Origin of the sequence: Agromyces sp. NPDC052230 (assembly GCF_040679595.1) — a bacterium.
Classification (GTDB): domain Bacteria; phylum Actinomycetota; class Actinomycetes; order Actinomycetales; family Microbacteriaceae; genus Agromyces.
Genome location: NZ_JBFAVC010000003.1, coordinates 261,042 through 280,029 on the forward strand (window position 1 = coordinate 261,042; position 18,988 = coordinate 280,029).

Consider the following 18,988-nt stretch of genomic DNA (forward strand, 5'->3'; position numbering starts at 1 on the left):
GCGACATCCGCTCGCTCTCGTCCGGGTGGGTCAGGCGTGCCGGAACCGCACCGCCTGCCCCGGCCGCAGTTGCGCGACGGCGTCGAGCGAGCCGCGCGCCACGATCGCGATGACGGGATAGCCGCCGGTCACGGGCCGGTCGGCGAGGAGGATGGTCGGCTGGCCGCCGCTCGCCACCTGGATCGAGCCGGGCACCGTCGCCTCGCTCTCGAGCTCCCCGTCGAGGCGCCGCTCGAGTGCCGGGCCCAGGAGCCGGGCCCCGATGCGGTCGGCCTGCTCCGAGAGCCGCCAGTCCGCGTCGAAGAGCGCCTGCCGTGCCGCATCCGTGAACCAGTCCGCCCTCGGACCGGGCCGCAGCGCGAGCGTCACGGTGCCCGCGTGCGGCGGGAACGCGACGTCCTGATCGACGGCGGGCACGGATGCCGTCGGCTCCACGCCGATGTCGAGCACGTCGCCCGCCGCAACGGGCTCGGGGCCGAGCCCGGCGAGCGTGTCGCGTGAGCGGGAACCGAGCACCACGGGCACGTCGAGTCCGCCGCGGACGGCGAGCAGGTACCGGATGCCGCGCTCGGCCACGCCGACCTCGAGCACCGACCCGTCGGCGGCGCGGGCCGCGGTGTACGGGGGGACCGGCCGCCCGTCGAGGCTGACGCTGCCCCAGGCGCCGGTCACGGCGAACCAGGCCTCACCCTCGAAACGGGCGCGGAACCCGCCGACGAGCAGTTCGAGCGCCGCCGCGCCGTCGGGATTGCCGACCAGGCGGTTGGCGAGCGTGAGGGCGCGGCGATCGAGGGCACCGGACGCCGCGACGCCGAGCCGCGCGAACCCCGGTCGTCCGAGGTCCTCGACGAGGGCCAGTGGCCCCGGCTGCTCGACGTGAAGGCGGGTCATCTCACGTCGACCGCCTCGAACCGCACCCGGCGACCGGGCACGAGGAGCGCCGGCGGGTCGGCCTCGGGATTCCAGAGGTCGACGTCGGTGCGACCGATCAGGCGCCAGCCGCCCGGGCTCTGCCTGGGATACACGCCGCCGAAGGCCCCGGCGAGCGCGACGGCCCCCTGCGGCACGCGGGTGCGCGGCGCGGCGAGCCTCGGCACCTCGAAGGGCCAGTCGTCGCTCACGAGGTAGCCGAATCCCGGCGCGAACCCGATGAAGGCGACGCGCCACTCGGCGGCGACGTGGCGGGAGATGAGCGCTTCGGTCGAGACCGCGAGGAGCGCCGCCGTCGAAGCCAGGTCGTCGCCGTCGTAGGAGACGGGGATGGTCACGGGTTCGGCGGCGGCACCGGCGGCCCGCGAGCCCGCCTCGGCCGGGACCCGGCGCACCCACGTCGCGGCGGACTCGAGGGCGATGACACCCGGGTCGATCGCCACGAGGATGGTGCGCGCCGCCGGCACGAGCTCGACGACGCCGGGCCTCGGGTCGGCCGTGAGCGCGTCGTGCAGCGCGAGCACCTCCTCGAGACTGTCGCACTCCACGAGGATGGCCGACTCGCCGCTGGGCAGCAGCCGGCGGCTCATGCGAAGGACCGGATCTCGACGCCGGCGGCCTCGAGCGCGACCCGCACGGCGCGGGCCAGCTCGACGGCGCCGGGGGTGTCGCCGTGCATGCAGAGCGAATCGGGTGCGAGTTCGAGCCGACTGCCGTCGTCGGCGGTGATGCCGCCGGTCTCGGCGAGCTCGAGCGCCCGGTCGGCCGCCGCCGCCGGGTCGTCGACGACCGCGCCGAGCTCGCCCCGTGGCACGAGCGAGCCGTCGGCGACGTAGCCGCGGTCGACGAACGCCTCCCGCGCGTAGCGGAGGCCCGTGGCGTCCGCCGCCCGCTCGAGTGCGCTGAACGGCGGACCGAGGAGCGGCAGCGTCTGGTCGTAGCGGGCCAGCGCCTCGGCGAAGGCGTGCGCGGCCTGCTCGTCGGCGGCGAGACGGTGATAGAGCGCGCCGTGCGCCTTGACGTATCGCACCCGGATGCCGGCGCCGCGCGCGATGGCGTCGAGCGACCCCAGCTGCGCGAGGAACTCGGCGGCGATCTCGGCGGGACTCGTGTCGAGCGCGCGGCGACCGAAGCCGACCCGGTCGCGGTACCCCGGGTGCGCGCCGAGCACGACGCCGTGCTGGATCGCGAGGCGCACGCTCGACGACATGGTCAGCGGATCACCGGCGTGGTAGCCGCAGGCGATGTTCGCACTGGTGACCAGGGCGAACATGGCCTCGTCGTCGCCGACGCGCCAGGCACCGAACGACTCGCCGAGGTCGCTGTTCAGGTCGATCGCAGGCCGCATGTTCCCATTCTGCCGCCGCCCGGGGCACACTGAGGACGGGGAGGGCGGATGCCGCACGCGACGAGCACGGGCCGGGGGCTGCGCCGCGCGATCGGCCGCCGCACGGCATCCGTCGCCGCGATCGCCGTGGCCCTCACGCTCGCTGCCTGCACCCAGGCACCACCCGAGTCCGCCCCGACGCCGCTGCCGCTGCCCTCGACCAACCCGCCGCCCACGCCCGCGACACCGGCGCCGCCACCGCCGGTTCTGCTGCCATCGGGTGGCCCCGAAGTGATCGCGTCGGGACTCGATGCGCCCTGGTCGATCCTGCGGCTGCCGACGGGCGGGGTGCTCGTGAGCGAGCGTGACACCGCCGACATCGTGGAGGTCCTGGACGACGGATCGCTCCGCGTCGCCGCGACGGTGCCGGGTGTCTCCCCGGCGGGCGAGGGCGGATTGCTCGGGCTCGCGTTCCGCGCGGGCGACGGGCAGGACCCGGCGTACGTCTACGCGTACTTCACCGCGGCATCCGACAATCGCATCGTGCGGATGCCGCTCGCCGGTGCTCCGGGCTCGCTCGGGCTCGGTGCGCCCCAAGACGTGCTGACGGGCATCCCGAAGGCCGGCAACCACAACGGCGGACGCATCGCGTTCGGACCCGACGGGTTCCTCTACGCGACCTCGGGCGATGCCGGCAATCGGGACGCGGCACAGGACGTGGCTTCGCTGTCGGGCAAGATCCTGCGGATGACGCCCGAAGGGCAGCCCGCGCCGGGCAACCCGTTCGGCAACCACACGTGGTCGTTCGGGCACCGGAATCCTCAGGGCATCGCGTGGGATGCAGCCGGCGGCATGTGGGCCGCCGAATTCGGGCAGAACACGTGGGATGAGCTCAATCGCATCGAGCGGGGCGCGAACTACGGGTGGCCCGTCGTGGAGGGTCGGGCGGGCGATGGCCGCTTCGTCGACCCGGTCATGCAGTGGGCGACCGACGAGGCGAGCCCGAGCGGTCTCGCGATCGTGGGCGACACGCTGTTCCTCGCGGCGCTGCGCGGTGAGCGCCTGTGGTCGGTCGCTCCGGCCACGGCAGGCGGGGAGCCGACGGCCACGCCGTGGTTCGCCGGCGAACTCGGGCGCCTGCGCGACGTGGTCGCCGGCCCCGAGGGCGAGCTGTGGTTCATCTCGAACAACACCGACGGCCGGGGATCCCCCGGCCGTCACGACGATCGGCTCTTCCGCCTGACGCTCGCACCGAGGTGAACACGGCACCCCCGTTCGGGGGTCATCCCGACCCGGGACGACGGTGGCCGGGTCTATTCTCATCCCATGGCGGATCTGCATCGGGTTCGACGGTGGGCCGAGGCCCTCATCGTGCTGCACCTCGATGCCGACGTCTGGAGCTTCGGCTTCGACAACGCCAAGAAGCGCGCCGGGCTCTGCAACTACACGGCCAAGCGCATCTCGGTGTCGCGCTACCTGGCCGCGCGTTACGACGACGACGAGATCCACCAGATCCTGCTGCACGAGGTCGCGCACGCCATCGCCGGTCCGCGCGCCGGACACGGTCCGAGGTGGGCGACGATCGCCGCCGACCTCGGATACGTCGGCGAGCGCACGCACAACGGCGACGTCGCGCACGAGCTCGCGCCCTGGGTCGGCAGGTGTCCGGCGGGGCACGAGCATTTCCGCTACCGTGAACCGAATCGTCCCCTGAGCTGCGGCGTGTGCCGCCGCGGTTTCGACCGGGCCAATCTCATCGTCTGGCGCTACCGCGAGATCACCTCGACGGTGCGTCGCCGGGCCGCGAGCGCGGCCTCGGGCTGAGTCGGGCCGAGTCGGCTCGACGCGCGAATCGATGCATGCCACTGGGCGCATGCACGCGGCCTCAGCGCGCAGGCGAGGCATCCGTAACCGGCTAGGATGGTTGCATGCCCGTCTCCACCGTCTCCATCCCCGTCGGACAGTGGTTCACCTCCCCCGAGGGCGTGCGCTGGTGGTTCGACTCGGGCTCGTTCGCGCTCGACTTCGCGTACACGGGCGCCATCGGCGGCAACCCCGCCTGGGACCGGCTGCATGCCCCCGACGACCTGACCACGTGGCTGCACGACCGCTTCCCGGTGGTCATCGGCACCGCACGGTCGCGCGACCTCTTCGACGCGATCTCGCTGCGTGACGCCATCGGCCGCATGGCGAGGGCGTCCGCGCACGGCGCGGCGCTGCGCATCACCGACATCGACCTCGTCAACCTGTACGCGGCGACCCCCGATATCCCGCCGGTCCTCTCCGGAGGCTCGCGCCAGGCCGGTCGCTCGGTGCAGACGGTCGCCCAGGCGCTCTCGACGATCGCGCGCGACGCCGTCGACCTCTTCGATCCCGCGAACCACGGCCGCATCCGCGAATGCAGCGGAAGCGACTGCGCGATCGTCTATCTCGACACCTCGCGCGCCGCGACGCGCCGGTGGTGCTCGATGCAGCGCTGCGGCAATCGGGCGAAGGTGCGCGCGCACCGGGCGCGGGCACGCCAGGTGGTCGAGACCGCCGCCTGAGCGATCGGCGCTACACCCGGAACACGCCCTCGTGCAGTTCGGGCACGACACGTGTGACGTCGAGTCGGGTGGCGAGGCGCACCTCCGCCTTGCGTCCGTCCGCCGTGAGCTCGACGCCCGAGCCCGAGGCGCCGATGAGGTGCACGAGCGCGCGGCGCAGTCCCTCGAACGCTGCGGATGCCACGGCCGCCTCGGGTGAGGTGTGATCCAGGCCGAGGCCGACGAGCGCATCCACGACCGCGCCGGCCGTCAGCTGGTCCTCGATGGTGAGGCGGTCGGTGTCGCCCACGGCGACGACGGCGACGAGCATCCGCTCGCCGCGCTCCTCCTGCAGCGCGAGGATCCGTTCCGCTACGGCGGTGCGGTTGCGAAGCGACGCCGCCAGCACGATCGGGTCGTCGACGGTCGCGAGCGAGGCGTCGATGACCGCGGATGCCGCGGCGGCATCCGGACCGTCGATGCGCGTCTCAGCGCCCTGCTCCGCCGCCACGACGACCCCCGTCGTGAACAGCAGCGCATCGGCGAGCACCACCACGTGCACACCCGGCACGATCCGCCCGGCGCCCGAGGCGCCCCAGTCGAACCGGACCTGGTACTTCGCCTGACCGAAGGGCGTCGTCGAATCGCTCACCGCGACAGGCTAGCGCCGCCGCGAAGCGGGACGAAGCCGCGGCATCCATTCGTGACGAACCGCGACGCGAGCGCCCGACCGCGGCGCCGTCACCGGCCTCCGCCCATGCCGTCGTACATCGCGAGCGCCTCGGCGTCGCTGGCACGTGACGCCGCCCGGCGTGCGGCGTCGAGCGCCGCAACGGGGTCGGGTTCCTGACGAGCGATGACGAGCTGGCGCTCGGCCTCCGCGAGCCGGGTGCGGGCGTCGGCGCCGATGCGCCCGCCGCCGCGCCCGATCGCGGCCTGCGCGACCCGCAGCTGGCTCTCGGCGATCGCGATCGCGCCGCCGAGCGCGCCCCGGGCTCCGTCCAGTCGGCCCTGCGCGTTCCGCGCCGCAGCCCTCGCCACCTCGAGGCGGTCGCGAGCGGCACGGAGCCGGTCGCGGTCGGTGAACGGGTCGCCCGCGTGCTCCCCGCGTGTGGCGAGCACGGCCGAGGCCTCGCCGATCGCGGCACCGAGCGCGGCCTGGGCGCCGGCATCCTCCTGACGGTCGCGCTCCTCGCGAGCTGCGGCCAGTTCCGCGTCGAGGGCCTCAGCCGATTCGGCGGCATCGGACTGCGCCGTCGCGAGCACGAGCTCGACGCCCTCGACCTCGACGAGGTCACGCTCGGCGCGCGCGATCCCATCGGTTGCGACGGCCAGCAGGTCGGCGGCCGGGTCGGCATTCGCGAGCCGCCGTTCGGCGTCGTCGAGTGCGGCCGTCGCCCCGGCGAGCGCCGAGTCCACGCGTGCGACCGCCCCGTGCGCACCGGCGAGCGCACCGGATGCGAACCTCGTCGCGAGGCGTCCGAGCGCGGCGACGGCCTCGTCGAGCCGGCGAGCGAGGCGCGCAGCCTCCTCGCGGAGTGCGGGCACGCCCTCGCTCGCCCCACGCTCGGCCCGGCGACGTGCGCCGAGCGCGGCATCCGCCTCGACGATCTCGGCGAGCGCCGACTCGCACAGCTCGACGATGCGCGTCGACCCGCGCTGACGCTCGGCCGCCGTATCGGGTACGGCGTCGTCGAGGCGCTGCTGCAGGAGGAACGCCTCGCGCAGGCGACCTCGGGCCGTCTCGAGCGCGTCGCGCACGTCGCGCGCGACCGCGGCGCCGAACTGCGCCTCGGCGAATGCGACCTCGCGATCGGCCTCGCGCACCGCGGTGTCGGTCTGCACGATGAGGCCCTTCGCACGCACCTCGAGCCCCCGCCCGGCCTCGATGGCGGCCCGCTCCCGGCGAGCACCGACCCGGCGCAGCCCGATGGCCCCGGCACCGAGGGCGACGACGGCCCCACCGAAGACGAGGAGGGAGGGCAACCACCAGAGTCCGTCGGCCATGTGCGGGAGTCTAGGCCGTGCCTCCCAGATCGGTGTTGTCGTCGAGCCTGGCCGCGATGGCCTCGATCTCGACGAGCCATTCGGGTTCGAGGAGTTGTTGGACGACGACCGTGCGCGCCGCGAGATGATCGCCGAGGTGCGCCTGCAGGATCTCGACGTTGGCGGGGTCGAAATCGGCGGAGGTGAGGAAGAACCGCAGCGAGACGAGGTCGCCGTACTCCATGCCCGCGGAGGCGAGGATGTTGCCGAGGTGCGACCAGATGTTCGTGACCTGACCGGCGAAATCGTCGGGGAGCCGGGCTCCCGTCTCGTCGTAGCCGTTGATGCCGCTGATGTAGAGGGTGCGTGCGCCGGGAGGCACCTCGACGGCATGGGCGTAGTTCCGGTACGGCGGGAACACGCTCGCTGGGTTGTGGGCTTTCATTCAGACGTCCTTCGGTTGCTGAGCCTGCTGAACGGGTGAGCGACGGTTTCGGTGAGTCCGCGACGGCCGAGACTCTGGTCATGATGGTGTCGAACTCGACGGGTGTCAACGCCCGCGTCGCACAGGTCGGCTGGGTTTCCGCGTACCCGTGAAGCGCGTCGGGCAAGCCCGTGAATCCGCCGAGCGCGCTTGGCAGCGGCATCCGCTCGCCCTACTCTCGGCACATGCGCGTGCTCCTGAAACTCACGCTCGATTGCACACCGGATGCCGCATGGCGGGCGCTCCGGAGTCCGGCTGTGCTGCGGGAGGTCGTGGCCCCGTGGCTCGACTTCTCGTCGCTCGAGGCGGAGGGCCTGCCGACCGTCTGGCCGGAGGGAACGCACCGGGTGCGCGCCCTCGCGTTCCGCCGCTTCCCGGCCGGCGAGGAACTCGTCGACGTGAGCTACCCCGGGGGCCTTCCCACGGGCGTGCGCATGCTGCGCGACGCGGGCGGTGCGCTCACCGGGCCGCTCGCGCTCTTCGACCGCTGGGACCACCGCATGGCGGTCTCGCCGCTGCCCGACGGGCGAACGCTGTACCGCGATCAGCTGATCGCGAACGCGGGCCCGCTCGATCTCGTGGCGTGGTACCCGACCTGGGCGTTCTGGCAGTGGCGCGGCATGCGGCTGCGGCAGCTGGCCCCGGGCTGGTCGTACGACCCGCCGGGCACCGCAGACGCCGTCGCTGCCGAAGCGGCCTCGGCGAGCCGAGCGGATGCCGCGACCAGAACCGACGCCGCGTGACCGACTCGATCGGCTCCCTCCAGCTCGCCGACTGGCGCCGCCGGGTGTTCGGGCTGTACGGGGGCGTCCGCCAGCTCAGTGCGAAGGACCCGGCCGCCGGACACGAGCTCTGGGTCTCGGGTCGCGACGAGCTGTTCGCGGGGCATCCGCAGTCGCCGCTCCTTCCCGACGACCGGGCCCGGTTCAGGGGCCTCCCGGTTGCGCGCTACAACCCCGACTGGCGGTTCGAGCTCGAGGTGCTCCGGGCCGAGGAGCCGGTGCGCATCACGGTCGACAGCGCGTCGGACGGCCCGATTCCGTTCTCGCTCGTGGGCACGGTGCGGGTGCCGGCGATCGGCACCCTCGACGTGTGGCGGCTCACGGGATACGGCGGCGGACTCTTCGTGCCGGTGAAGGATGCCCTCGCCGGTCGCCCCGGCGGCACGTACGGCGGCGGGCGCTACCTGCTCGACACCGTGAAGGGGGCCGACCTCGGTGCGGGCGCCGCCGCCGACTCGCTCGTCATCGACTTCAACTTCGCCTACAACCCGTCGTGCGCCTACGACCCGTCGTGGTCATGCCCGCTCGCGCAGCCGGGCAACACCCTGGCCGACGAGGTCCCCGTGGGCGAGCGGATGCCGCGCTGACGGCATTCCCTCAGGGGCATCCGCTACAGTGGACACCGGCGAGCGCGGTGAACGCGCCGCCTGCGTCGTAGAAACGCTTCCGGGCAGGGCCTCTCAGGAGGGCGCCCGATGACTCATACGGCGAACGGATGCGCCGACCGGCGTCTTCGCCAACGTCCCATCGTCACGTCTCGATACGGCTGCCCCGCGGCCTGCACGACATCGATGGATCCCTGCCGGAAAGGCAACATGACCGACATCACCTTCGGCGCGCTCGGCGTGCCCGCTCCCCTCGTCGCGGCCCTCGCCGCCGACGGCAAGACCACCGCGTTCCCGATCCAGGTCGACACGCTGCCCGACACGCTCGCCGGACGCGACGTGCTCGGCCGCGGCAAGACCGGTTCGGGCAAGACCATCGCCTTCGCGCTGCCCATGGTCGCGCGCCTCGGCACCTCGCTTGCCGGCGGCAAGCGTCGCCCGGGCCGCCCGCTCGGCCTCGTGCTCGCCCCGACCCGCGAGCTCGCGACGCAGATCATGCAGACGTTCGAGCCGTTCACCAAGGCATACGGCCTCACGGTCACCACGATCTTCGGCGGCATCAATCAGACTCGCCAGGTCGCCGCCCTGCGCGCCGGCGTCGACATCGTCGTCGCCACGCCGGGACGCCTCGAGGACCTCATGAAGCAGGGCTACCTGCACCTCGACGCCATCGAGATCACCGTGCTCGACGAGGCCGACCACATGGCCGACCTCGGCTTCCTGCCGGTCGTCACGCGCATCATGGACAAGACTCCGCAGGGCGGCCAGCGCATGCTGTTCTCGGCGACGCTCGACAACGGCGTGGACAAGCTCGTGAAGCGCTACCTGCAGAACGAGGTGCGGCACTCGGTCGACGAGGCGAACTCGCCCGTCGCCCAGATGACCCACCACGTCTTCGAGATCGACGACGTCGACCAGAAGAACGAGCTCGTGCGCACCCTCGCCTCGGGCACCGGCCGCCGCATCCTCTTCATGCGCACCAAGCACCACGCCAAGAAGCTCGCGAAGAAGCTCACCGAGCAGGGCATCCCCGCGGTCGACCTGCACGGCAACCTGTCGCAGCCGCAGCGCGATCGCAACCTCGCCGCGTTCGGCGACGGCTCGGTGAAGGTGCTGGTGGCCACGGATGTCGCGGCGCGCGGCGTGCACGTCGACAACGTCGAGCTCGTCATCCACGTGGACCCGCCCATGGAGCACAAGGCGTACCTGCACCGTTCGGGCCGCACCGCGCGAGCCGGCAGCGAGGGCGACGTCGTCACGATCTGCCTGCCCGCCCAGAAGCAGGACCTGAAGACCCTCCTCCGCAAGGCCGACATCCGGGTGGCCCCGCAGCGGGTGTCTCCCACGGCGGCCGCCGTGACCGAGCTCGTCGGCGAGGTCGCACCGTACGTGAAGCCGCTGCCGAAGGCCCCGGTGCAGCAGCAGGGCGGCGGCGGCCGGTCGCAGGGTGCGAACGCGCAGCGCAAGCGCTCGGCACGCGGCGGCCGCGCCGGTCAGGCGGATGTCGCACCCTCGACGCCGCGTCGTGACCGTTCGGGCCGTGCGTCCGAGACGAAGGCGCACGCCCCCAAGCAGGGCGCCGGCCACAGCCGCGGCGCGCAGACCTCGGGCGCGCAGCGGGGGGCATCCGGTCGCTCCACCGCGAAGCCGCCGCTCCGCGTGGGCAGCCTCGTCTCGCCGCACAGCACGCGCACCAACCGGCGCGCGCAGGGCTGACCCGCTCCGCAACCGCAACCGCACGAACGAAGCCCCGCCGCCGACCCGATGGTCGACGGCGGGGCTTCGCTGTGCGATGGTGTGATCAGTAGGCGGCGTAGAAGGTGCCGAGGGCCCGGTCGACGGCGTCGAGGTCCGCATCGCCGATGGCCTGCGCCGCGACGATGACCGAGTAGCTGCCGGTGTAGTCCTGGGCGCCGACGACGACGTAGGTCGCGCTGCCGCCGCATCCGGTGAAGATCTCCCAGACGCCGGTGTCGAGTCCGTCGTCGAACGGCTCGCGGCCGGTGGAGACGCAGCCCTGCGCGGTCGGGAGCGGCCGGGAGCCGAAGGCGCATGTGCGAGCACCGGGGTACCACGGGCGGGGCCGGGAGCCGCCCCTGAACGTCGACGCGGGTTATCCCTGAGACGCCGGCGAACGGGTGGGGTTCGAACCCGCCGCCCCGCTGTTGCCGGTCATCCGGAACCCGCCGCCGTCGACGCTGATCGTCTGCCCGGTGATCCAGCGCGCCTGGTCGGTCAGGAGGAAGAACGCCGCACGCGCGATGTCCCAGTTGTTGCCCTCGGTCTGCAGCATCACATTGTTCGCACGCAGGACGCGTTGTTCCTCGGTCATGCCGCGGGCGGCGAAGGCGCCCCAGATCATGCCGACGCGCACGCAGTTCACGCGGATGCCACGGGCGGCGAGGCTTCCCGCTGCACCCGACGTGAGCTTCTCGAGCGCCGCCTTGCCGAAGGAGTACGGCAGGCCCGGTCCGCGTCCCTCGGCGGCCCCCGACGAGATCGTGACCATGGAAGCCCCGCGATCCATGTGCCGCTGGGCATGGCGCATGACGTACCAGACGGCCGTGAAGTTCAGCCGCATCGCGGCCTCGAACTGGTCGAGGCTCGCGTCGAACATGGGTTGCACCCCACCGCCGCCGATCGAGTCGGCGACCACGTCGAACCGGCCGAAGCGTTCCGCCGCGGCGGTCACGGCCGCCGCCACCGAGTCGTCGTCGGTGACGTCGACGGAGAAGTATTCGGCGACGCCGCCCGCCTCGCGGATCGCGCCGACGGTGCGCGCTCCGGCAGCAGGGTCGCGATCGAGGATCGCCACCGCCGCGCCGCTGCGGGCGCACAGCCACGCGATCGCGAAGCCGACGCCGCCCTCGGGGCCGCTGAGGCCTCCGCCGACGACGAGAGCGACCTTGCCCGACAGCCAGGGCTCAGGCTCGCGAGCAAGCGCGTCGCTGACCGGTACGGACCAGACCTCGGGAGTGGGGTCGGACATGCGGAATCTGGCCTCTCTGCCGGACGCGGGACGCTGACGCGGGACGCTGGGTGCGGGTCGGTCTCAGCGGACCGGGAAGGACTGGCCCGACCATGCGCCGAGCACCCGGAACACCAGGGACATGGCGGCATTCGTCGACCCGGCGACGATGATCGGGAGTGTCGCGGCCCTGGCATCCGCGATCGTCGGATGGAAGTGGTCGGGAGCGAAGGGACCGCCCGGAAGATGGCTCAGGCCCTTGCCCACCGCCTGCAACTGCGCCTCGGTGCGCCCGGCGTGGGCGACGATCCACTCGCGGACGTCCTGCTTGCTCATCCCGGCCTCGGCGAAGAGCCGTGCGTGCTCGGGGTTGAGGATGACGCCCGTCGGGCTGTGCCGCCCGATCAGGGCACCACTGCGCTGCACGGTGTCGACGAGGTCCGCGAGGACCTCCTCGTGACTGGTGAAGCTCCGGTTGTCGACGACCTCGAGCGTTCGAACGAGCATCGTCGACACCGCGCTCTCGCCGGCAGCAAGGCCCGCCTCGACCGAGAGCGGCTCCCATGGGCTCGCTTCCTCGTTCTCGCCGATGCACAGCTGCCACCGGCCGGCCGTGCCGATGGTCGCCTGTTCGAGCTCACGGGGACGAATGCCGAAGCCGTTGCGCACGGTCAGCCCGATCGCTCGCGGGATCGTCGCGTTCGCGCGGAACCCCGGCCCGAGCGCTCCGCCCGCGGAGTTGAGGCCGATTCGGTCGCGGATCGGGCCGTTGACGATCACCAGGGGACCGGGGCCGCTCGTGCTCTGCCAGCCTCCTCCTCGAGCCGAACGCTCGGCCGACAACGCATCCCAAGCCGCCAGGACGATCGGGAAGTACTCGGGGAGGCAGCCGGCCATGACGGCGTTGACGGCGATCTCGCGAACGGTGACCTCGCGTTCGAGCTGCGGATGCTGCGCCGCGACCTCGTCGGGGTGGCGCGATGTCGTGGCGAGCATGCGCTCGACCGAATCGGCGGTGGCGGGCAGGGCGGGAAGTCCGTCGGTCCAGCCCTGCCCGTAGATGTGCTCCGCGACTCCGACGGCGACGTCGGGATCGAGCGCGATGGCCTTTCCCGCTGTCACGCCGACACGGGGACGAGGGCTCGCTCGTCGATCAGGCGACGCTGCACGGCGTCGACGAGCTGGGCGCCGCGCTCGCGGATCTCGGCTGCCGAAAGATTCGCGATGGGGTGCTCGGTGAGGAGGAACGGGAAGTCGGGCGCGCCCTTCATTCCAGCCATCGCCGTCGACGGGTCGACGAATGCCTCGGTGCAGATCACCGCGGTGGGGATGCCCACGCGCTCGAGCGCGATGCCGTCTGCGACGGCTGACGCGCTGCACGAGCCGCAATCGCCCACGCCGATGACGACGACGTCGCACTCGCGGATGAGCTCCTCGATCAGGTCGACGGGCAGCGGCATCGCGAACTGCGTCTTCGTGCGCGGCACGAGGGTGACCGCGTCGTGACGCTGCGAGAGCTCCGCTCCGACGGCGTCGAGGATGTGGTCGGCGTTGCGCTTGGTGTTGCCCAGCAAGCCGATGCGGATCCCGTCGAGGGAAGGCGGGCGGGGGGCATCCGCCGGCGCGCCTGCGGACACCGCATGCAGGAGTTTCGTGGGATCGATAATCTCGGCAGTCATCTCGGGACCTTCCTGTTCGACACTTCTGACTATTGCGCTGTCCGTGGCCGGTGGCCGCTGCGATTCCATCTCATGGAACCCCGGATTCCGCGGTTTTCGCGGCTTCGTCGGCGCCCGGAGAAGGGGCGCGACGGCCGGAACCGTCACGCCCCTTCACCGCGTCAGGGTCAGCCCTTCCACTTCATGGTCAGCCAGTTGATGTTGCCGCTGGCCGTGCCCTCGTCGATTCCGACGAGGCCGTCCCAGCGGGTCGTGTTCACCGTCGGGAACGACGCGTTCGTCCACACCAGCGGAGCGAAGAAGATGAGCTCCTTGGCGCGCTGCTGCATGTCGCGGAAGGCCTCGCCGCGCTCCTCGCGATCAGTCGTCGAGTTGGCGGCGGCGACGGCCGCGTCGATCTCGGGGTCGCAGACGCCCGACGGGTTGCGGGCGGACATGTGGTCGGGGTTGCACTCGTACCAGCGCGAGATGCCCAGGCCAGGGTCGGCCGAGACGGTGGTGCGCAGGAATGCCAGATCAAAGTTGTTCTGGACATAGATCTGGTCGGTGAAGATCGCAGAGGTGACACCCTCGAGGTTGACCCCGATGCCGACCTCTTCGAGCATCGACTTGGCCTGCTCGGCCATCGCGACGGTGTCGGTGAGGGCCGTGATGTACTTGACGTTCAGCGAGAAGCGCAGGCCGTCGGCGCCGACCGGGTATCCCGCCTTGTCGAGGCCCTTGTTGATCGCCTTGACGTCGTAGGGGAAGTCCTTCTCGAAGTCGATGTCCTCGTCCTTGGCCCACTCCAGGGTGTCGGGGAAGAAGCCGTCGGCGGGCTCGCCATAGCCGGCCAGCGCCACCTTCGCGAACGCTTCGCGATCGAGCGCGGAGAAGACGAGGGCACGCACCTCGGGGTCGGCCAGGACCGGGTTGAGCGTGTTCATCTCGAGCACGACCGCCTGGGCGAAGAAGCCCTCCTCGAGGTGGACCAGCTCGGGCTTCCCCTGGATCTGGTCGAGCTGCGACGCGTCGATGGATGCCTTGTCGACCTCGCCCGAGATCAGGGCGAGCGCGCGCGTGTTCGTGTCGGCCATGACCGGGTAGATGGCCTTGTCGACCTGCACGTCGCCGCGCCAGTAGTCCTCGTTCTTGACGAGGATGACCTCGGCGCCGGAGGAGAACGACTCGAACTTCATCGCGCCGGTGCCGATGGGAGCCATGTTCGCGGGGTTGGTGACGGGGTCCGTGCCCTCGTAGACGTGCTTCGGGACGATCGCCTGCAGCGCCAACGTCTCGAAGAACGGCCCGAACTGCGAGTTCAGGTTCAGGACGACGGTGTGCTCATCGGGTGCCTCGACGGAATCGATCGACTTGACGAGCGCGGCACCGTAGGTCTGGAACTGCATGATCTCTTCGAAGTTGAACTTCACGTCCTCGGAGGTGAAGGGCTCGCCGTCGTGCCAGGTGACGTCCTCTTCGAGGGTGAAGGTCAGCGTCTTCTGGTTGTCGCTGTACTCCCACGACTTCGCCAGCATCGGATGGATCTCCGACTCGGTGTCGATGTAGACGAGCTGGTCGAAGATCGCCGCACCGAAGGCGGTGGTGGCGGGCGAGTTCGTGATCTGCGGGTTGAAGCTGATCGGGTCGGCCGAGATCGCGTCGATGTACACGGTCGGCTCGTCGGGCTTCTCGCTCTGCGGTGCGGCCGGCGTGGCCGAACAACCTGCGATGAGCAGGGCCGCGGACGCGACCGCCGCCAGAGCGGCTGATCGGGTCGTGCGCATGGATCTCATGGGAGTACCTCTCTGTGGCTCCGAGCGCAGAGGTGCGCTCGGACGGGGGATGGGTATTCAGTTGTGCTGCCGGCCGGCCGCCAGGTCAGAGGACGGTCTCCAAGATGAGCTCGGAGGCCAGCAGATTCTGGGTGTACGGATGCTGTGGATCCTCGAAGATCTGCTGCCTGGTGCCGGATTCGACGATTTCACCGGCCTTCATGACGTAGACCCGATCGGCCACCTTCTTGACGACCGGGAGGTCGTGCGTGATGAAGACGTAACCGACGCCGAGGCGTTCGGTGAGCCCGTTCATCAGGTTGAGGACGCCGGCCTTCACCGACGCGTCGAGGGCGGAGACCGCCTCGTCGGCGATGATGATCTGCGGATCCAGGACGATCGCCCTGGCGATCAGCACACGTTGGCGCTGTCCGCCGCTGAGCTCCTGCGGGAACCGGTAGATGAAGGATTCCGCAGGCGTGAGGCCGACGAGCTCGAGCACCTCGAGGACCTTGGCGTGCACGTGGTCACGGCCCCGGGCGATGCCGTGCAACCTGACGATCTCGCCGATCGTGCGTCCGACGGGCTTGCGCGGGTTCAGCGACCCCGAGGGGTCCTGGAGGACGGCCTGAACGGTTCGCCGGTAATCCTTGCGCTGGGCGGCGTTCATACGGGCGATGTCGACGCCGTTGATCTCGATGCTTCCGGACGTCGCGGGGATGAGCCCCAGGAGCATCCGGGCGAGCGTGCTCTTGCCCGACCCGCTCTCGCCGACGATCGCCACGAACTCCCCGCGCCCGGCAGTGAGATCGGCGTCGACCACCGCTGCGACGGCCTGGCCGCCGCGCCGGGATCGGAAGACCTTGGATGCGTTCCTGACCTCGATCATGCGTTCGCTCCGTCCTTCACGATGGCGTCGATCTCGCGCCGCAGCTCGGGTGTGATGGACCACAGGTCCACGCCGTCGTCGGTGAGGCTGCGGACACTGCGGAGCAGGGCCTGCGTGTACAGGTGCTGCGGTGAGGTGAGCACCTGCCGCGTGGGTCCGGACTCGACGACGCGCCCGGCGTACATCACGTAGATGGTGTCCGTCATGCTCGCCACGACCGCGAGGTCATGCGAGATGAGGATCAGCGAGGTGCCGAGCGTGGTGACCGTCTCATCGAGCGTGTTCAGGACCCTGCGCTGCACCGTGGCATCGAGTGCGGTCGTGGGCTCGTCGGCGATGATCAGGTCGGGCCGCTTGGCGATCGCGATCGCGATGAGCACGCGCTGGCGCTGGCCACCGCTGAGCTCGTGCGGGAAGCGCCGGGCGAGGTCGTCGGCGTCGGCGAGGCCGGCCAGCTTCAGGTACCGGATGGCCTCGGGATCGGCCGCGGCGTCGCGGCCGCTGCGCTCATCGGGGGTGATGGCCTCCCGAACCTGCGCGCCCACCTTCATGACGGGATTGAGGAAGGTGAGCGGGTCCTGGAAGATCATCCCGACCGACCGTGACCGGATCTCGTCCCAGGCCCGCGCGGGTGCGCCGACCATCTCGCGGCCGTCGAACCGGATGGAACCCGCGACCCGGACGCGCGGGTTGGTGGGCAGGAGCCCCGCGATCGCGCGGCCGGTCACGGACTTGCCCGATCCCGACTCCCCCACGATTCCGACGCGTTCGCCCCGGTGCACCCGGAGGCTGACCGACTGCACGGCCTGAATCTCCTTGCGCGGACCCGTGGGGAGGTGGACCTCGAGGCCGGCGACCTCGAGGAAGGCGGCATCGGCTCGCTCCGAGGCATCCGGTCGGGCGGTCTCGTGCTGAGCCGCACGGGACTCGGTGGTGGTCATTTCACCCTTCCGATCGACGGGTTGAGCGCATCGTTGAGGGCATCGCCGAGCAGGTTGATCGCCAGAACGACGATGAAGATGCAGAGGCCGGGGAAGAGCGCCAGCCACCAGGCGGTCGAGATGTACGGCTGCGCCTGGTTCAGCAGTGCGCCCCAGCTCGGCCGGTTCGCGTCGCCGATGCCGAGGAACGACAGCCCCGATTCGGCCAGGATGGCGCGGGCGACCGTCATCGTCGTGGCGACGAGCACCGGGGGCATCGCGTTCGGAAGCACGTCGGACCACAGGATGCGGAGGCTCAGGAAGCCGGCGGCGCGCTGCGACTCGACGTACCCGAGCTGGGAGATGCGCATCGCCTCCGCCCGCACGATGCGGGCCACGCCCGGCCACATCGTCACCGCGAGGATGGCCACGATGATGCCGAGGTTCGCGCCGAGGATGGCGGCCGCCACGAGGGCGAGGACGATGCCCGGGATCACCTGGAAGAACTCGGAGATCTTCACCAGCACGGTGTCGAGCACGCCGCCGTAGAACCCGGCGAGTCCTCCTACGATGAGGGCGACGGTGAGGCAGAGCAGCGCCACGCTGAACCCCACGAGCAGCGACACCTGACCGCCCAGGAGCACGCGGCTGAGGTAGTCGCGCCCGAGGTTGTCGGTGCCCAACGGGTATTCGGCGTCGGGCGGGATGAACGTCGGGTGGTTCGTCGCGAACGGGTCTCCGGTCAGCAGCGGGCCGATGACCGACGCGAGGATGATGATCACCAGGATCGGCATGGCCACCCGCACGAGGGGCTTGCGGAAGTACACCCGCCAGATCGCGTCGGGGTTGCGTGGACGGCGGGCCGGGCGCGGCGGCGGTGTCGGCTCCGGCGCCGCGTCGGATGCCGCTCGGGACAACTGCTGGACGCTCACGGTTCGCTCCTTGCAGATCTCGTCACCTGGCTGCGAAGCCGTGGATCCACGAGGCCGTAGACGATGTCGGTCACGAGGTTGACGATGAGGATGGTGACGGTCAGCACGATGACGACCCCGAGCACCAGGAAGGTGTCCTGGCGCTCGATCGCGCCGATGAAGAGGAGGCCCATGCCCGGCCATCCGAAGACCCGCTCCACCAGCACCGAACCGGCGAGGACATGGGAGAGGCTCAGGCCTGCCACGGTCACCATGGGCAGGAGCGCGTTCGGAAGGGCGTGCCGCCAGAGCGCGAGGTGTTCGGCGAGACCCTTCGACCGTGCCGTGTCCATGAAGTCCTGCCCGAGGGACTCGATCATCGATGCGCGCATGATGCGGGCCTTGAAGGCGAGCTCGGCCGTGGCCATCGTGATCAGCGGGAGGATCATGTACTCGATCTGGATGCCCTCCACGCCGTATGGCGCCTTGCCCTGCGTCGGCAGCCAGCCGAGCGTGATCGAGAAGACGATGATCAGCATCAGTCCGAGCCAGAAGTTCGGCAGTGAGAACAGGGCGACCGAGCTGCCCGAGAGCAGGGTGTCGAGCCAGCGCTTGCGCGTCCGCGCCGCGATCGAGCCGATGATGACGGCGCCGATGGTCGAGAGGATGAACGAGGGGATGGCGAGGGCGAGCGTATTGCCGATCCGCTCGCCGATGAGCTGGGTGACCGGTACCTCGGTGCCGAACGAGACCCCGAGGTTCCCGCTGAACACGTTGCCGATGTAGATGAGGTAGCGCTCCCAGGCCGGCTTGTCCAGGCCGAACGTGGCGTAGATCTGCTCCCGCAGCGCATCCGAGATGGGGACGTCGCCGACCAGCGTCTGGATGGGGTCGCCTGGGGCGACTTCGAGGAGCAGGAAGAGGATCGTGATGACGACGATGAGGAGGATGATCGAGGAGAAGAGGACCTTCCCGATGTGGAATGCCATCGCCTTCATGAGACGGCACCGCTCCGCGTCGGCCGTCGAGCGCACGTGCTCAGCATGGGGATCTCCTTTGAAAGCCCGGCGGCCCGACGAGGGTTCATCGCGGCCGACCCGTGAATAGTGGCAACACCCGGCGACGCGCTCAACGAACGCTTCCACCATGTGGAAGCGTTCCGTTCCGACGACGGCGCACCCCGGCCGGCGAGGCCCGACGACGCTCGATTTCGCCTCTCGCGCGTGCT

20 protein-coding genes are annotated in these 18,988 nt (G+C 71.0%); 6 read left to right on the forward strand and 14 right to left on the reverse strand.

Annotated features, from left to right (window positions below; genetic code table 11):
* Window positions 1–30: 30 nt before the first annotated feature.
* From AB0K73_RS08960 to AB0K73_RS08970, 3 genes are read right to left on the reverse strand one after another with little or no spacing between them, the layout of a single operon-like run.
* Window positions 31–891 (reverse strand): biotin-dependent carboxyltransferase family protein, encoded by an 861-nt coding sequence (locus tag AB0K73_RS08960; protein ID WP_360517176.1) that lies wholly within the window; start codon window positions 889–891, stop codon window positions 31–33.
* Window positions 888–1,520, reverse strand: coding sequence for an allophanate hydrolase subunit 1 (locus AB0K73_RS08965; protein ID WP_360517179.1), 633 nt, complete (start codon window positions 1,518–1,520; stop codon window positions 888–890). The genes AB0K73_RS08960 and AB0K73_RS08965 overlap by 4 nt, the downstream gene beginning before the upstream one ends.
* A complete protein-coding gene (locus AB0K73_RS08970; protein WP_360517182.1) occupies window positions 1,517–2,278 on the reverse strand; it encodes a 5-oxoprolinase subunit PxpA in 762 nt (253 codons plus the stop codon). The genes AB0K73_RS08965 and AB0K73_RS08970 overlap by 4 nt, the downstream gene beginning before the upstream one ends.
* 48 nt (window positions 2,279–2,326) lie before the next feature.
* On the opposite strand from AB0K73_RS08970, the gene AB0K73_RS08975 reads away from it, so the two are divergent.
* From AB0K73_RS08975 to AB0K73_RS08985, 3 genes are all read left to right on the forward strand, one after another.
* Complete coding sequence (locus AB0K73_RS08975; RefSeq protein ID WP_360517185.1) at window positions 2,327–3,517, forward strand: PQQ-dependent sugar dehydrogenase; 1,191 nt, start codon at window positions 2,327–2,329, stop codon at window positions 3,515–3,517.
* 66 nt (window positions 3,518–3,583) lie between these two features.
* Window positions 3,584–4,081, forward strand: a complete 498-nt coding sequence (locus AB0K73_RS08980; RefSeq protein ID WP_360517188.1) for a SprT-like domain-containing protein — start codon at window positions 3,584–3,586, stop codon at window positions 4,079–4,081.
* Between the two features lie 104 nt (window positions 4,082–4,185).
* Entirely contained in the window at window positions 4,186–4,803 is a 618-nt protein-coding gene (locus AB0K73_RS08985) for an ABATE domain-containing protein (RefSeq protein ID WP_360517191.1), read from the forward strand.
* A gap of 10 nt (window positions 4,804–4,813) precedes the next feature.
* Here AB0K73_RS08985 and AB0K73_RS08990 read toward each other — a convergent pair whose 3' ends face one another.
* The 3 genes from AB0K73_RS08990 to AB0K73_RS09000 form a co-directional block, all read right to left on the reverse strand.
* A complete protein-coding gene (locus tag AB0K73_RS08990) occupies window positions 4,814–5,434 on the reverse strand; it encodes a 2-phosphosulfolactate phosphatase (RefSeq protein WP_360517194.1) in 621 nt (206 codons plus the stop codon).
* Window positions 5,435–5,523: 89 nt separating this feature from the next.
* Window positions 5,524–6,789, reverse strand: a complete 1,266-nt coding sequence (locus tag AB0K73_RS08995; RefSeq protein ID WP_360517197.1) for a hypothetical protein — start codon at window positions 6,787–6,789, stop codon at window positions 5,524–5,526.
* A gap of 10 nt (window positions 6,790–6,799) precedes the next feature.
* The gene (locus AB0K73_RS09000) at window positions 6,800–7,213 is read right to left on the reverse strand and encodes a RidA family protein (protein ID WP_360517200.1); all 414 of its coding nucleotides are present in this window, start codon (window positions 7,211–7,213) and stop codon (window positions 6,800–6,802) included.
* Window positions 7,214–7,437: 224 nt separating this feature from the next.
* Here AB0K73_RS09000 and AB0K73_RS09005 point away from each other — a divergent pair, with 224 nt between their 5' ends.
* The 3 genes from AB0K73_RS09005 (at window position 7,438) to AB0K73_RS09015 (ending at window position 10,355) form a co-directional block, all read left to right on the forward strand.
* Entirely contained in the window at window positions 7,438–7,995 is a 558-nt protein-coding gene (locus tag AB0K73_RS09005; protein WP_360517203.1) for a hypothetical protein, read from the forward strand.
* The gene (locus AB0K73_RS09010; RefSeq protein WP_360517206.1) at window positions 7,992–8,621 is read left to right on the forward strand and encodes a DUF1684 domain-containing protein; all 630 of its coding nucleotides are present in this window, start codon (window positions 7,992–7,994) and stop codon (window positions 8,619–8,621) included. The genes AB0K73_RS09005 and AB0K73_RS09010 overlap by 4 nt, the downstream gene beginning before the upstream one ends.
* A gap of 228 nt (window positions 8,622–8,849) precedes the next feature.
* Window positions 8,850–10,355, forward strand: coding sequence for a DEAD/DEAH box helicase (locus tag AB0K73_RS09015; protein ID WP_360517209.1), 1,506 nt, complete (start codon window positions 8,850–8,852; stop codon window positions 10,353–10,355).
* Window positions 10,356–10,752: 397 nt separating this feature from the next.
* On the opposite strand, the gene AB0K73_RS09020 is transcribed toward AB0K73_RS09015, so the two are convergent.
* The 8 genes from AB0K73_RS09020 to AB0K73_RS09055 form a co-directional block, all read right to left on the reverse strand.
* On the reverse strand, window positions 10,753–11,628 hold the full coding sequence (locus AB0K73_RS09020) for an SDR family oxidoreductase (protein ID WP_360517212.1): 876 nt from the start codon (window positions 11,626–11,628) through the stop codon (window positions 10,753–10,755).
* Window positions 11,629–11,691: 63 nt separating this feature from the next.
* Window positions 11,692–12,729, reverse strand: coding sequence for a hypothetical protein (locus AB0K73_RS09025; RefSeq protein WP_360517214.1), 1,038 nt, complete (start codon window positions 12,727–12,729; stop codon window positions 11,692–11,694).
* Window positions 12,726–13,286 (reverse strand): UGSC family (seleno)protein, encoded by a 561-nt coding sequence (locus AB0K73_RS09030; protein ID WP_360517217.1) that lies wholly within the window; start codon window positions 13,284–13,286, stop codon window positions 12,726–12,728. The genes AB0K73_RS09025 and AB0K73_RS09030 overlap by 4 nt, the downstream gene beginning before the upstream one ends.
* A gap of 167 nt (window positions 13,287–13,453) precedes the next feature.
* Window positions 13,454–15,052 carry an ABC transporter substrate-binding protein gene (locus AB0K73_RS09035; RefSeq protein ID WP_360517220.1) on the reverse strand — a complete coding sequence of 533 codons (1,599 nt, stop codon included), beginning with the start codon at window positions 15,050–15,052 and terminating at the stop codon, window positions 13,454–13,456.
* A gap of 94 nt (window positions 15,053–15,146) precedes the next feature.
* The gene (locus tag AB0K73_RS09040; RefSeq protein ID WP_360517223.1) at window positions 15,147–15,929 is read right to left on the reverse strand and encodes an ABC transporter ATP-binding protein; all 783 of its coding nucleotides are present in this window, start codon (window positions 15,927–15,929) and stop codon (window positions 15,147–15,149) included.
* Window positions 15,926–16,870 (reverse strand): ABC transporter ATP-binding protein, encoded by a 945-nt coding sequence (locus AB0K73_RS09045; RefSeq protein WP_360517226.1) that lies wholly within the window; start codon window positions 16,868–16,870, stop codon window positions 15,926–15,928. Before AB0K73_RS09045 ends, AB0K73_RS09040 begins: the two co-directional genes overlap by 4 nt.
* The gene (locus tag AB0K73_RS09050; RefSeq protein ID WP_360517229.1) at window positions 16,867–17,781 is read right to left on the reverse strand and encodes an ABC transporter permease; all 915 of its coding nucleotides are present in this window, start codon (window positions 17,779–17,781) and stop codon (window positions 16,867–16,869) included. Before AB0K73_RS09050 ends, AB0K73_RS09045 begins: the two co-directional genes overlap by 4 nt.
* Complete coding sequence (locus AB0K73_RS09055) at window positions 17,778–18,749, reverse strand: ABC transporter permease (protein WP_360517232.1); 972 nt, start codon at window positions 18,747–18,749, stop codon at window positions 17,778–17,780. The genes AB0K73_RS09050 and AB0K73_RS09055 overlap by 4 nt, the downstream gene beginning before the upstream one ends.
* Between the last annotated feature and the right edge of the window lie 239 nt (window positions 18,750–18,988).